A 13,785-nucleotide genomic window follows, 5' to 3' on the forward strand; every position below is an offset into this window, starting at 1 on the left:
GAAAGCCGTCAAACTGGCTGTGAGGTGCGAGTCTTGGGCGAAGAGGTTCATAACCGGCGCTGGCTCGGCGTCGGCCGGAGCGCTCTGACCGATTCGGCCGCCGCGGCGACCCAGGCCGTGACCGAGGCGCAGACCGGGCCCGACCCGAAGCTGTTGATCGTGTTCGCGGCCATCACCCATGACACCGAGGCGGTGCTGGCCGGCGTCACGAAGGCCGCGCCGGGGGTGCCCGTCATCGGGTGCACCACGCACGGCGAGATCGGGGTCGGCGGGCCCGCCGACGGCACGGTCACCGTGGCCGCGATCGGCGGCGCCGGGCTGGAGATCGCCACCCGCGCCGCCGAGCACGTCTCCGGTCGCCAGGCCGACGCGGGTTACGAGGTCGCGGCCTGCGTCGGCGACGTCCGACAGCCGCACCGGGTCCTGATGCTGCTCACCGACGGCCTGGTCCGCGACCAGGAGAGCATCGTCCGGGGCTGCTATCGCGCATTGGGTGCGGGCACTCCGCTGTTCGGCGGGGCCGCGGCCGACGGCTGGCGGATGAGTGGGGCATACCTCTTCAAGGACGGGCAGGTGCTGACCGACGCGGTGATCGGCGCGGCCATCGCGTCCGAGGCGCCGATCGCGGTGGGTGTCGGCCATGGGTACCGCACGGTCGGCCAGCCGATGATCGTGACCCGCGCCGCCGACGGGCGGGTGCTGACTCTCGACGACCGGCCGGCGCTCGACGTCTACCTGGAACGGCTGAACGCTCCGCCGGAGGCGTACACCGACCCGTCGGCGTTCACCGCTTTCGTGCTGCCACGCCCCCTCGGCGTGCAACGGCGCAGCGGCGTCGAGGCCCGCAACCTCTCCACCGAGGTCGACCTCGAGGGCCGGACCATCGGCGGTGGCGGTGCCATCGACCCGGGCGGACTGACCTGGGTGATGACCGGCGACGAGGAGTCCATTTTGGACGCCGTGGACCGGGTCTGCCAGGATGCGCGCGACCGGCTCGAGGGGCACGAGCCGATCGGCATGCTCACGTTCAGCTGTGCCGCGCTGCGCGCCGTGCTCGGCGACGACGGCATCCAGCGCGAGTGCGAGCGCCTGCAGCGGTGGGCCGGCACGATGCCGTTCGCCGGCTTCTACACGTACGGCGAGATCGCCCGCAACCACGGTATCGACGGGTTCCACAACCAGACGCTCGCCGTGCTGGCCTTGAGCTGAGATGGCCGGGCCCGCGGAGTCGCTCTACATCCAGCAGCTCGTGGAGCTGCTGGCCGTGGTGTCCTCCTCCCCCGACGAGGCCACGGCGGTCCAGAACGCGGTGGAGCGCTCGGCTCAGGCACTGGAGGCGGAGGTCGCCGCGGCGGTCATCGACGGGAACGTGGTGGCGTCGATCGGGTTCCCGCCCGGCGCCGCGCCGGACGACGAGATCGTCGCGATGACCCGGGAACAACACTCCATATTGTACGTTCCCGGGCTGGGCGGCTGCCCCGCGGTGACCGCGTCCTGGGCCGGCAGCCACCCGGGGCACCTGGTGCTGGCCCGGTGGGGCGGGCCGTTTCAGGTCGAGGAGCAGAACCTCGTGCGCGGCATGGCCCGGGTGTTGGAGCTGACCCTGACGATGCTGCGGACGCTGGTCGCCGAGCACGCGATGCGCGAGTCGTTGCAGGAACGGCAGCGGCTGCTGGAACATCTGTCCGCGATCCAGCGCGCGATCTCCCACCGCGAGGACCTCCAGCACATCCTCGACACCATCACCGACGGTGCACGCGATCTGCTCGGCGACGAGATCAGCCTGCTGTGGGTGCGCGACGAGCCCGACGCGGGCCAGGCCCGGTTGGCGTCCGCCGCCGGCACGCGGCCCGTCGACCGGCCCGTGGTCGACCTCACCGCGGCGTCGCCGGCGGGCGAGGCGATGGTCACCGACCGGGTGGCGGTGCGGCACGGCAACGAGCTGCAGTCCCGGATGCTCAAACTGCTCGGCCCCAGGACGGTCCACGCGTCGATGGCCGCCCCCGTGCACGACAGCGGTGTGCTGGCCGGCGCCCTGGTGGTGGCGTCCTGCGACACGAACCGCAGGTACACCGCCGCGGACGAACAGACGCTGCGCGCCTTCGCGGAGAACGTCAGCCTGGCCCTCACCGACGCCAACACGGTGGTGCGCATGCGCGAGGCGCACCACGACCCGGTGACCGGCCTGGCCAGCCGGGGCCTGTTCCTCGAGCAACTGTCGCAGCAGTTGGCGGTCGCGGATGCGAACGGCCACACGCTGGCGGTGCTGTTCCTGGACCTGGACCGCTTCAAGGACATCAACGACTCACTCGGGCACGCCGCCGGCGACCAACTGCTCGCCGTGACCGCGGGCAGGGTCACCGCGCAACTGCGGGCGGGCGACACGGCGTCGCGCTTCGGCGGCGACGAGTTCGCGGTGATGCTGGCCCGGGTCGACGGGCCGCAGGACGCCGCCGCGGTGGCGCGGCGGATCGTGACCGCACTGGCCGAGCCGATGCGCGTGGCCGAGCAACGGCTTCGGGTCGCCGTCAGCGTCGGCGTCGCCCTCAGTGGCACCGACGGACCTGAGCCCACCGAGCTCGTCGCCCGCGCCGACCTCGCCATGTACGAGGCCAAGGCCAAACACCGCGGCACCGGCGGGTACGCCATCTACTGCGAAACCGTCCCGGGCGACTGAAACCGGCAACCACGGCATTGATTCCCGCCTATTGATCCCTTACGCTGAGCGGGTCGGCGAACGCACAGCGCTATCCCCACCTGTCCCCCGGCTTCGGGAGCGCCCGCATGAATCGCATTCGCCGTCCCCATCCGCGCCGAGTTGTCGCCCTCGTCGCCGCCGTCACGCTCGCGGTGACCACGGCGATCATCGGCCCGGCCGACCCCGCCAGCGCCGCACCGCGGTTCCGGGTGCTGGTGTTCTCCAAGGTCACGAACTTCTACCACGACTCGATCCCGGCCGGGATCGCCGCCGTGCAGCAACTCGGCGCGGCCAACAACTTCGAGGTCGAGGCGACCACCGACGCCGCCGCGTTCACCGACGCCAACCTGGCCCGGTTCGACGCGCTGGTCTTCAACAACACCAACTCGACACCAGCATCCGGCGCGTTGCTCAACGCGGCCCAGCGCACCGCGCTGCAGAACTTCGTCCGGGCCGGCGGCGGCTGGGTGGGCCTCCACGCGGCGAGCGCCAGCGAGCGCGACTGGACCTGGTACGACGGCCTGGTCGGCACGATCTTCGACTTCCACCCCGATTTCACCTCGACCGGCGGCGTCTTCCCCGGGCGGATCAAGGTGCTCGACCGCGCGCACCCCTCGACGAAGAACCTGCCGGAACTGTGGGAGCGCAGCGAGGAGTGGTACAACTGGCGCACCAACCCGACCGGCCGGGTGCACACGCTCGCACAGATCAAGGTCCGCGACGGCATCAACGGCCTGGACGAGGGCGTCGACCACGCGTACTCGTGGTGCCAGAACTACGACGGCGGCCGGTCCTGGTTCACCGCCGGCGGGCACTCGATCTCGTCGTTCGGCGAGCCGTTCTTCCTCGACCACCTTCGCTACGGGATCGAGTGGGCGGCGGGCGCGGTCGCCGGTGACTGCAGCGCCACCCAGAACGACAAGTTCCAGCGGGTGCCGCTGGTGACGCAGAACCTCGCCGACCCGTTCGAGCTGGCGGTCGCGCCGGACCGGCGGGTCTTCTACATCCAGCGGACCGGCGCGGTGAAGGTGATCGACCAGAGCACTCTCGCGGTGACCACGCTGATCGACTTCGCCTACACCCCGACGCAGACCAGCCAGTCCGACGGGTTGCTCGGGCTCACCATCGACAACAACTTCGCGACCAACAACTGGCTCTATCTGCTGTGGTCGGACAAGACGCTCAACCAGCTCAACCTCTCCCGGTTCACGGTGACCGGGTCGACGATCGCGCTCAGCTCGGAGAGACGGCTGCTCACGATCCCGACGCTGCGCGGCGAGGCGCGGGCCAACTCGCACATGGGCGGCTCGATCGCGATGGGCAAGGACGGCAACCTCTACGCGGCGATCGGCGACAACACCGACCCGTTCGAGTCGAGCGGTTTCGCACCGATCGACGAGCGTGCCGGGCGCCGGGCCTTCGACGCGCAGGGCACGTCCGGCAACACCAACGACCTGCGCGGCAAGATCCTGCGCATCCGGCCCCAGGCGGACGGCACCTACACCGTGCCGTCGGGCAACCTGTTCGCGCCTGGCACCGCCCGTACCCGATCAGAGATCTATGCGATGGGGCTGCGCAACCCGTTCCGGATCACCGTCGACCCGCACACCAACGCGGTGCTGGTCGCCGACTACGGGCCCGACGCGACGGCGGCCAACCCCAACCGCGGTCCTGAAGGGACGGTCGAGTTCAACCGGATCACCAGCGCCGGCAACTACGGCTGGCCGTACTGCACAGGCAACAACACCCCGTTCAACGACTACAACTTCGCGACCTCGACGTCCGGCCCGCTGTTCAACTGCGCCGCGCTGGTCAACGACTCGCCCAACAACACCGGCCTGACGAACCTGCCGCCCGCGCGCCCGGCGCTGGTCTGGTACGCCTACTCCGCCTCGACCCAGTTCCCCGAGGTGGGCACCGGCGGTGGCGGCCCGATGAGCGGCCCGGTCTACGACTACGACCCGGCCAACCCGCGCCTGTCGAAGTTCCCCGAGTACTTCGAGAACAAATGGATCGTGTACGAGCTGACCCGCAAGTGGTGGAAGACGCTGTCTCTGAACAAGACCGCGCAGACGTTCTCCGATCCGCGATTCGGGCCGACCAGCGTCGGCGGGCTCCAGTCGATCAACACGATCTTCACCGGCATGAGCTGGATCCAGCCGTTCGAGGCGGAGTTCGGGCCGGACGGCTCGCTCTACGTCATGGACTTCGGCGCCGGCTCGGGCAGCGGGCGCGGCGGCACCAACGACGGCGCCGGCATCTACCGCATCGACTACGTGGCCAACGGCGTGCCACCGGTCGCGGTGATGACCGCGAACCGCGACTCCGGCCCCGCACCACTGGCCGTGACGTTCTCCAGCGCCGGCACGACCGGAGCCACCAGCTACGCCTGGGACTTCGACGGCAACGGCACCACCGACTCGACGGCCGCGAACCCGACCTTCAGCTATGCGACGCGGGGCCGGTTCACCGCGCGTCTCACGGTCACCGGCGCCGGCGGGCTCACCGCGATCGCCACCACGGAGATCACCGTCGGCAACACCCGGCCGACCGTCACGATCAACATCCCCAACGGCGGCTTCTTCGAGTTCGGCGACCGGATCCCGTACACGGTGACGGTCTCCGATCCCGAGGACGCGACCGTCGACTGCAACCGGGTCGTCGTGCAGACGCTGCTCGGGCACGACGCGCACGCCCACCCGCTCGACAACTACGTCGGCTGCTCCGGCACGCTGGTCACCGAGTCGGGCGGCGGCGACGGGCACGGGCCGGGCGCCAACCTCTACCAGTTGGTCAGCGCGCAGTACACCGACGCGGGCGCGACCGGCGGCATTCCGGCGTTGACCGGCTCGACGCAGGTCGCATTGCAGCCGCGCAGCATGGAGGCCGAGCACTTCGACGCGCAGTCCGGGGTCAGTGTCCTCGACCGGCCCGCGGCCCAGGCCGGGCGGCGGCTCGGCGACATCGACAACGGCGACTGGATCAACCTCGGCCCGGTCAACCTGACCGGCATCAGCGGTGTCACCGTCGGCGCGTCCTCGGGCGGCACCGGCGGCACGATCGAGTTCCGCGCCGGATCACCGACCGGCACGCTGATCGGCACCGCGACGATCAACAGCACCGGTGGGTACGACAACCTGATCTCGCCGACGGTCACCCTGACCAACCCGGGCGGCACGTTCCCGCTCTACCTGCGGTTCGTGAAGGTCGGCCAGACCGGCGACCCGGACATCATGGCGCTGGACTGGCTGCGGTTCAACGGCCGGGGCGTCAAGGTCGAGACGGGCGCGACGCTCTCCGTCACCGCCACCCCGGCGACCGGCACCCGGCCGCTGACGGTGGCGTTCGGCAGCACGTCGACACCGCCACCGGGGCGCACCATCGTGGACCGGGAGTGGAGGTTCGGTGACAACACCGCATCCGTCCACGCGGCGACGGCCAGCCACGTCTATTCGCGCGCCGGCACCTACACGGCCTGGATGACCCTGACCGACAGCGTCGGCGCCACCCACTCGAGCAGCGTGACGATCACCGTGACCTGAGCCGCGGCGGAGGCCGCACCGGCACGATGTGCGGTGCGGCCTCTGGTGCTCGGTCAGTGCTTCTTCGAGACCCTCAGCGGGAAGGTCGGGGCGCCGACGGTGTCGAGCGTGATGGTGTTGGCCGTCAGGTAGCGGTCCAGGTAAGGCGATCGGTCACCCTGGGTGGGTGAGTCGAACCGCGGGTCCTGCACCTCCAGGCCCAGTCGTGCGTCGGTGACGGTGATGGTCTGGCCCGAGGGAACAGGGCGCCAGCCGCGTGAGGTGATGGTGCCGATCTGGACCCCGAGCTGGTGTCCCGGTTCGAAGGTCCAGTCGTTCGCCTTCAGGTCGAAGGAGGTCGACCGGTCCTCGTTCAGCGCCGCGACCATCTCGTTGAACATCGTCGCCCGGCCGTCCGGGGCGACGTCCCACAGCCGTACCCAGACGTTGCCCTGCCCCTTGGTCTTCAAGGTGATCGCCGGCGTGCCGGTGACCCGCACCTGGCTCGACGCGGGCGTGGAGAAGGTCCAGTAGCTGTTGCCGGGCGCGTCGGCGGCCAACGCGCTCGACTGGAGAGCCGTCGGCGAGCCGGCGTACTCGATGTCCCAGCCCGGCGCCGCCATCGGCTCGGCGATCCGCGCCGCCTGGCCGCCGTCGTCGACGTACTGCCCGGGCGAGAGCCGCGCCGTGTACGAGTCGTTGATCACGGGCCACGTCGGCTGGGCGCGCCAGTTGCCGAGGCTGTCCTCGACCGAGAACGCCGGGTCTTTCACCGACGGCTTGATGCCGCGCAGGTGCTGGTCGTAGAAGCGCATGACCTCGTCGAACCAGCCGGCCCGGCCCATCTTGAGCCGGCCGCTGCTGTCGGTCTCGTTGCCCCGGACGTGCTCCCACTGGCCGAGCCAGCCGCGTTCCGGGCCGTGGTGGTTGGCCAGGTACTTCTGCATGTCCTCGGGCTTGGTGTTGTCCTCGATGAAGCCCGACGTGACGAACAGCGGCGTGTGGGAGCCGGCGGCGCGGGAGGCGAAGTCCCGGGCCCGCCAGAACGCCGACTTCGGGTCAGGGTCCTGGGTGTCGGTGCTGTTGTTGATCTGGCACTCGGGGTGGCTCTTCTCGTAGTCCGCGTTCGCCTTGTAGCGGTCGCTGTCGCCGGCCAGCTGCGGCATCGTCGCGATCGAGTAGTAGCTGCGCGGGCTGCTGGTCGCGTTGGAGCGCGGCACTCCGTTGCTGAACAGGTAGTTGTACCTGTTCCAGGTGGGTTCCTGGGCGACGATCGCCTTCAGCGGCTTGAGCTTGAGGACGTTGGCGGCCAGCCCGGTGTTGGCGTCGTACGACTTGCCGTACATGCCCACCTTGCCGGTCGACCACGGCTGGCGGGCGGCCCACTCGACGGCCGCCTTGATGTCGGCCTGCTCGCCGGGGCCGAGGAAGTCCAGGCACCCGGTGCTGCCGCCGAAGCCACGCAGGTCGACCATCACGAAGGTGTATCCACGCTCCATGAGCCGGGCTCCGTCGATCAGGTCCTGGAAGCGCCCCGACGGACCGACCTGATCGAACCCTCCGGGAGAGGTCTCCCCCGCGTGCGAGAAGTAGGGTCCCACCGACAGGATCACCGGCGTCTTCGCCCGCTCAGGCAGGTGTGCGGGGCGCAGCACGTCGGCGTGCAGCTCGACGCCGCTGCCGTCCGAGGACGGGAAGTACGCCTCGGTCCACGCCGCCCCTTCGGGAACCCGTGGGTTCTCCTCATGGGTGACCGGTGCGCCGTCCGGCGCAGCGGCCTGTGCTGGTGAGACGCCTGTGGTGAGGCTCGCGAAAATGGCCAACGCACCCGCCGCCGCGACGGGCAAGGCCACCCTCCTCCGAAGGTTCATCCAACCCTCCACCTAACTCCGAACGAGATCGTCCGGTCGGTCATTGATGCTAATGATCATTGGCCTCCATGTATCCCACAGTTATCTCGCCGTGACCTTCCGCTACTCGAACGGATAGCGGACCCCGAGTGCGGAGCGAGCCTGGTCGATGACCTCCAGGGTGGCGATGCTGTCGTCCAAGGGGAGCACGGCGCTCTCGGTGCGGCCGTCCGCGACGCAGCGGGCTACCTCGTCCACTTCGAACTGGAAGCCGTTGCGGGCCTCGCCGTCGAACGAGTGCTGCTTGCCCGCCCTGGTCTCCAGCCGCAGCGTGGTGGGGCGCAGGAACGGGCCGTCGAAGGTGATCCGGCCGTCGGTGCCGAGGATCTGGGCGCTGATCGCGCTCAGGCCCCACATCGACGTGCTGACGGTCGACTGGGCGCGGTCGCCGTGGCGCATCGCCAGCGAGGCCTGGCCGTCCACCCCGGTCTCGGTCAGCGCGCCGACCGCGGCCACCTGGGTCGGGCGGCCGAGCAGGTCCTGCACCAGGGCTAGCGGGTAGACGCCCAGGTCGAGCAGCGCGCCGCCGGCCAGGTGCGGGTTGTAGAGCCGGTGCGCCGGGTCGTACGGGAAGTGCTGTGAGTGCTCGGCGTGCACGTGGACCAGCTCGCCGATCTCACCCGCGGCGACCAGCGACCGCAGCGCGGTCATGTGCGGCAGGAACCGGGTCCACATCGCCTCCATCGCGAAGACGCCGGCGTCGGCGGCCGCCTTGGCCAGGGTGCGGGCCTGCTCGGCGCTGACCGCGATCGGCTTCTCGATCAGGACCGGCTTGCCGGCGCGGACGGCGAGCAGCGCGTGCTCCAGGTGGAACACGTGCGGTGTCGCGACGTAGACGGCCTGCACCGCGGGATCGTCGACCAGTTCGCGGTAGGAGCCGTGCGCGGTGGGTACGCCCTGCTCGGCGGCCCAGGAGGCGGCCTTGTCCCGGTCCCGCGAGCCGACCGCGACGACGGACGACGCGGCGCTGCGCTTGGCGACCGCGTTGACGAACTTGCCGGCGATGAAGCCGGCGCCGATGATGCCCCAGCAAAGCCCGGGAGCGGACATCGAACCTCCTAGTTGTTGAGTGAGAGCCCACCGTCGACCGTGACGATCTCGCCGGTCACGTAGTCCGCCTCGATCAGCGCCAGCACCATCGTGGTCACGTCGGCCGGGGTGCCGATGCGGCCCAACGCCGACAGGGCCAGGACCTCTTCGGTGCGCGCCGACCAGCCTTGCGTCCACGGCGTGTCGATCAGGCCGGGCGCCACCGCGTTGACGCGGATACGCGGGCCGAGGGCCTTCGCGAGGGTCCGGGTGAGCTGGTTGAGGGCGGCCTTCGAGACCGAGTACGGCAACGAGCTGCCGGTGACCCGGATGCCGGCCATGGAGGAGATGTTCACGACCGCGCCGATCGGGGACGCGCGCAGGTGCGGAGCGGCCGCCTTCACCGTGTTCCAGGCGCCGATCACGTTGACGCCGAGGATCCGGTGCCAGTCGGCGACGCTGATCCCGTCGAGGTCGTGGTGCGGGACGTGCTTCGTGGTGCCGGCGCTGTTCACCACGATGTCGAGCCGGCCGTGCCGCGCGACGATCGTGGCGACCAGGTCCCGCACGGTGGCCTCGTCGGCGACGTCTCCGGGGATGTGCAGGTCGTCGGCGTGGCAGGAGCGCGCGTTGCGCACGACCGTCACGCCCGACCCGGTCAGCCGGTCGGCGACCGCCTGGCCGATGCCCGACGTCGCGCCCGTCACCAGGGCGACCGCACCGTCGAGGCGGCTCACCGGAGGTCACCGAACGAGCGGCGCAGCTTGCCGGCCGAGTTGCGCGGCAGCGCGTCCAGCACCACGAAACGGGCCGGGCGCTTGTACCCGGCGAGCCGCGCGGCGCACAGGTCGGCCAGCTCGGCGGTCAGCCGCGGGTCGGCGGTGGCCTCGACGTACGCGACCATGGTCTGTCCGAGCCGGTCGCTGTCCGCACCGCGCACGACGACCTCACGGACCGCCGGGTGCTCGCGCAGCACCAGTTCCACCTCGACCGGATACACGTTCTGGCCGCCGATCACGAGCATGTCGTCGACCCGCCCGGCCAGCATCAGGGCGCCGTCCGCGTCGATGCGGCCGAGGTCGCCGGAGGACTCCCAGGCGGACGCGTTCGCCTCGTACGCCGACACGCCGCCGCCCAGCGGGATCGCGTACGGCCGGCCGCTCTTCTGCACCCGCCCGATCTCGCCGGCCGGCACCGGGCGGCCGTCCGCGCCGGTGACCCGCACCGAGGCACCCAGCACCGGCAGGCCGACCAGTCCCTCGCGGGTGTCGCCGGGCCGGTGTTCGATCCAGGTCACCCAGCCCAGCTCGGTCGAGCCGTAGTACTCGACGAGCCGGGCGGTCCCGGCCTCCAGCACGCGTTCGCGCAAACCCACCTGCAGGGGCGCGCCCGCGCACACCAGCAGCTCGAGCGCGGACAGGCTCGCGTCCTGCCGGTACAGGTCGTGCACCATCGTCGGCACGACCGCGGTCCACGCCCGTGTGTCGCCGCGCAGCCACGCGGCGGCCGCGGCCGGGTCGTAGCGCTCGACCAGGGCGACCGTCCCGCCGGAGGCGAGCTGACCGACCGCGTGGCTGAACCCGATGCCGTGCGCGATCGGGGACAGGCAGACGTGGACCGGATAGGCGGACCATCCCCACTCGTACGCGTTGAGCATGGAGTTGGTCAGCAACCGCTCGTGTGACACCGCGAACAGCCGGGGCGTGCCGGTGCTGCCGCCGGTGGTGGAGACCCAGCACGTCGAGTCCGCCCGCGGCACCACCGGATCAGGCCCGGCGACGCCTGAAGCGGCCGCCGGCGCGAGCCGGAACCGGCGGGTGGACAGGCCGCTGAGCCGCTGCGCCCGCTCGGCACCGACACCCGCGGTGGCGACGCAGGCGACGGCGTCCGCCTTGTCCACCAACGCGACGATCTCGGTGTCCGTCAGCGCCGGGCTCAGCGGCATCAGGGCCGCGCCCAGCGCGCCGGCCGCGATCAGGTACTCGAAGACGACGGTCTCGTTGAAGCAGACCACGGCGACGATCCGGCCGCCGGTAACGCCCAGGTCGGCCAGCTCGGCGACCCGGGCGGTGCCCCGCCGGTGCAGCTCGGCGAAGGTGACCGGGTCGTTGCCGAGCAGTGCCGGGCGGTTCGCGGTGCGGGCCGAGGCAGCGAGCGCGGCGATCACGCCCGGGAAGGTGATCACTTGAAGTACCCGTTGACGGTCCAGCCGCCGTCCACCACGAGGGCCTGCCCGGTGGTGTAACCGGCCTCGGCGGAGAGCAGGAACTTCACCGCACCGACCACATCGGACGGTTGCCCGAACCGGCGCAGCGGCATCCGGCCCTCGATGGCGTCCACGTCGAGCACTCCGCGTGCGATGAGATCCGTGGTGAGGTCGGTGCGGATGTAGCCGGGCGAGACCGCGTTGACCCGGATGCCGTGCGGACCCCAGTCGTTGGCCAGAGCCCGGGTCAACCCGAGCACCGCGTGCTTGGAGGCGATGTATGCCGCCCGCTCCGGCTGCCCGGTGAACGAGGTCATGGACGCGATCGACACGATGCTGCCCCCGCCCTGGGCCGCCATCGCCTTCGCGGCCGCCTGCGAGCACGCGAACAGGCTGGTGACGTTGACGTCGAGGATGCGGGCGAAGTCGGCCAGGTCGTAGTCGAGCGACGGGCCGACCTTGGAGATGCCGGCGTTGTTGACCAGCCCGTCGATCCGGCCCCACCGGTCGAGCACGCGCTCGAACGCGGCGGGGACGGACGACGGGTCGGCCAGGTCGACGGCGACGCCCTCCGCTGGGTCGGGTTGGCGGGCCAGGACACAGACCCGCGCACCGTCGTCGCGCAGCCCCTGTGCGATCGCGGCGCCGATGCCCCTGGTCCCGCCCGTGACCACGTACACCCGGTCGGTGTGCATCGTCAGAAGATCCGGCCGTTGAGGAACGCGCCGTCGGGGTCGATCTCGGCGATCGCCTGGCGCTCCGCCTCGGTCGGCTCGGGCGTGGTCGGCACCTCGTCGGGCCAGATCAGCGCGAAGCCGGTCTCCTCGACGAGCTGCTGCCTGGTCACGCCCGGGTGCAGCGAGACCACGCGCATCAGCTTCGACTCCGGGTGGAAGTCGAGCACCGCCAGGTCGGTGAACACCTTGGCCGGCCCGCCGCCGATCAGACCGAGCCGCTCCCGGTGCCCCGGTCCGTCGCCGAAACCGAACGCCGACCGGTAGTCCACCTTCTCCACGAAGGTGCGCCGGGCGTGCGGCAGGATGATGATGGTGCGCTTCGCGTTGGCCGCGTGGTCCGGCTGGGCGATGCCGCCGACCAGTCGCACCTTCGGCTTGCGGTAGTCACCGATCGCGACGCTGTTCAGGTTGCCGTACTTGTCGATCTGCGCGCCGGAGATGAAGCCCACGCTCATCTTGCCGCGCTTGAACCCGTCCAGGCAGGTCTCCACCGCCAGGTTCGCCGACGACGGCCAGGTGAGCAGGTTCCGGTCCTCGAAGCAGCGGGGCGCGTTCTCGATGTCGGGTTCGAGGGCGACGCCGTACTGGGCGATGAAGTCGATGCCGCGGCGGTGGGCCAGGGCGACCGCGACCGACGGGATGCCGACCGCGAACGCGAACGAGCGGCCGCCGGTGCCCAGGCCGATGAAGCCGAGCCCGCCGTCCTCCAACTCGGCCGAGACCTGGACGCAGAGCAGTTCCTCGAGGGTGGCGGTCATGCGGTGTCAGCTCCCTTGACGTTCGAGGTGTGGGTGGCGCTGGTGAGCAGGTTCGCGACGCCGACCTTGTCGAGGTACTCCCAGTGGTCGCCGACCGAGGTGACCCGGTCCGCGAGGTACTCCTCGAAGGTCTCCTGGGTCTTGGACGCCTCGTAGTAGCGGCGCAGCTCGTCCTGGTCGTAGCCGTACCGCGCGTCGGCGCAGCAGGGATGGGCGCCGAATGGGGCGTGCACGACCCTGGTCACGTACTCGCGCGGCAGGAACGTGCGGCGCGGGTTGGCCCGGATGTGCTCGGTGCTGACGATCTCCTCGACCGACACGATGACGTGCTTGCCGGCTCGGCCGATGAACGGGTCGACCGTGTTGTCGCCCCAGTTCGCCTCGTCGAGCTGCACGTTGCCGTGTACGTCCGCCGAGTGTGCGTGCAGGAGCACGAAGTCCGGCTCCACGCCGCGGACCGCGGCGTACGTCTGCCCGGTGAACGGCGACGTGATCTCGACCAGGCCGTCGTTGTACGTCATCAGGTCGGTGCCCAGCGGCGTGCGGTTGGGCAGGAAGTCGACGCCGAGCGCGGTGGCCCGGAACATGTCGATCGCGGTCGTCTCCGAGTGGTCGACCGTCTCCACGGCGCCGGACTCGACGTGCCGGCGCAGGTTGCGGGCGAGGCCGAGCGGGCCCATGCCGACGTACGACGTCTCGATCTTGGCGGCCACCCCGGCGCCGATCAGCATGTCGAAGTCGATGCCGTTGTTCCAGCCGAGCAGGTGCAGGCCGCGCTTCCGCTGGCGGATCAGCTCGCGGACGAGGGCCATCGGATGGCGGCGCAGCGTGTGACCGCCGATCGCGACGCTCGCACCGTCCGGTATGACGGAGATGGCCTCCTGGGCACTGACGAGACGTTCCGGGATGCGAGATCCGGGCACGGT

At 70.8% G+C, this 13,785-nt stretch carries 10 protein-coding genes; 3 read left to right on the plus strand and 7 right to left on the minus strand.

Annotated elements, in window-relative coordinates; all coding sequences use genetic code 11:
• Positions 1 to 33 precede the first annotated feature (33 nt).
• The 3 genes from Air01nite_RS09070 (at position 34) to Air01nite_RS09080 (ending at position 6,240) form a co-directional block, all read left to right on the plus strand.
• Positions 34 to 1,209 carry an FIST signal transduction protein gene (locus Air01nite_RS09070; RefSeq protein WP_203701525.1) on the plus strand — a complete coding sequence of 392 codons (1,176 nt, stop codon included), beginning with the start codon at positions 34 to 36 and terminating at the stop codon, positions 1,207 to 1,209.
• A gap of 1 nt (position 1,210) precedes the next feature.
• Positions 1,211 to 2,677, plus strand: coding sequence for a sensor domain-containing diguanylate cyclase (locus tag Air01nite_RS09075; RefSeq protein WP_203701526.1), 1,467 nt, complete (start codon positions 1,211 to 1,213; stop codon positions 2,675 to 2,677).
• 107 nt (positions 2,678 to 2,784) lie between these two features.
• Positions 2,785 to 6,240 (plus strand): ThuA domain-containing protein, encoded by a 3,456-nt coding sequence (locus Air01nite_RS09080; RefSeq protein ID WP_203701527.1) that lies wholly within the window; start codon positions 2,785 to 2,787, stop codon positions 6,238 to 6,240.
• Positions 6,241 to 6,293: 53 nt separating this feature from the next.
• Here the strand turns inward: Air01nite_RS09080 and Air01nite_RS09085 are convergent, their stop codons facing one another.
• The 7 genes from Air01nite_RS09085 to Air01nite_RS09115 all read right to left on the minus strand — a co-directional run bounded on the left by Air01nite_RS09085 (position 6,294) and on the right by Air01nite_RS09115 (position 13,782).
• Positions 6,294 to 8,090: a CocE/NonD family hydrolase gene (locus Air01nite_RS09085; protein WP_203701528.1), complete on the minus strand. Its 1,797-nt coding sequence runs from the start codon at positions 8,088 to 8,090 to the stop codon at positions 6,294 to 6,296.
• A 102-nt stretch (positions 8,091 to 8,192) separates the two neighbouring features.
• Positions 8,193 to 9,179 carry a Gfo/Idh/MocA family protein gene (locus Air01nite_RS09090; RefSeq protein WP_203701529.1) on the minus strand — a complete coding sequence of 329 codons (987 nt, stop codon included), beginning with the start codon at positions 9,177 to 9,179 and terminating at the stop codon, positions 8,193 to 8,195.
• An 8-nt stretch (positions 9,180 to 9,187) separates the two neighbouring features.
• Complete coding sequence (locus tag Air01nite_RS09095; RefSeq protein WP_203701530.1) at positions 9,188 to 9,895, minus strand: SDR family NAD(P)-dependent oxidoreductase; 708 nt, start codon at positions 9,893 to 9,895, stop codon at positions 9,188 to 9,190.
• Positions 9,892 to 11,343: a class I adenylate-forming enzyme family protein gene (locus tag Air01nite_RS09100; protein WP_203701531.1), complete on the minus strand. Its 1,452-nt coding sequence runs from the start codon at positions 11,341 to 11,343 to the stop codon at positions 9,892 to 9,894. The genes Air01nite_RS09095 and Air01nite_RS09100 overlap by 4 nt, the downstream gene beginning before the upstream one ends.
• Positions 11,340 to 12,059 (minus strand): SDR family NAD(P)-dependent oxidoreductase, encoded by a 720-nt coding sequence (locus Air01nite_RS09105; RefSeq protein WP_203701532.1) that lies wholly within the window; start codon positions 12,057 to 12,059, stop codon positions 11,340 to 11,342. Before Air01nite_RS09105 ends, Air01nite_RS09100 begins: the two co-directional genes overlap by 4 nt.
• A 2-nt stretch (positions 12,060 to 12,061) precedes the next feature.
• Entirely contained in the window at positions 12,062 to 12,859 is a 798-nt protein-coding gene (locus Air01nite_RS09110) for a CoA-transferase subunit beta (protein WP_203701533.1), read from the minus strand.
• Complete coding sequence (locus Air01nite_RS09115; RefSeq protein WP_203701534.1) at positions 12,856 to 13,782, minus strand: CoA transferase subunit A; 927 nt, start codon at positions 13,780 to 13,782, stop codon at positions 12,856 to 12,858. Before Air01nite_RS09115 ends, Air01nite_RS09110 begins: the two co-directional genes overlap by 4 nt.
• Positions 13,783 to 13,785 lie beyond the last annotated feature (3 nt).

This window comes from Asanoa iriomotensis (assembly GCF_016862515.1).
Classification (GTDB): domain Bacteria; phylum Actinomycetota; class Actinomycetes; order Mycobacteriales; family Micromonosporaceae; genus Asanoa; species Asanoa iriomotensis.

Bases quoted from the DNA above. Each gene is read 5' to 3' on its own strand.
- Air01nite_RS09090 (WP_203701529.1), bottom strand. From the start codon at position 9,179: ATGTCCGCTCCCGGGCTTTGCTGGGGCATCATCGGCGCCGGCTTCATC.
- Air01nite_RS09085 (WP_203701528.1), bottom strand. From the start codon at position 8,090: ATGAACCTTCGGAGGAGGGTGGCCTTGCCCGTCGCGGCGGCGGGTGCG.
- Air01nite_RS09080 (WP_203701527.1), top strand. From the start codon at position 2,785: ATGAATCGCATTCGCCGTCCCCATCCGCGCCGAGTTGTCGCCCTCGTC.
- Air01nite_RS09075 (WP_203701526.1), top strand. From the start codon at position 1,211: ATGGCCGGGCCCGCGGAGTCGCTCTACATCCAGCAGCTCGTGGAGCTG.
- Air01nite_RS09110 (WP_203701533.1), bottom strand. From the start codon at position 12,859: ATGACCGCCACCCTCGAGGAACTGCTCTGCGTCCAGGTCTCGGCCGAG.
- Air01nite_RS09105 (WP_203701532.1), bottom strand. From the start codon at position 12,059: ATGCACACCGACCGGGTGTACGTGGTCACGGGCGGGACCAGGGGCATC.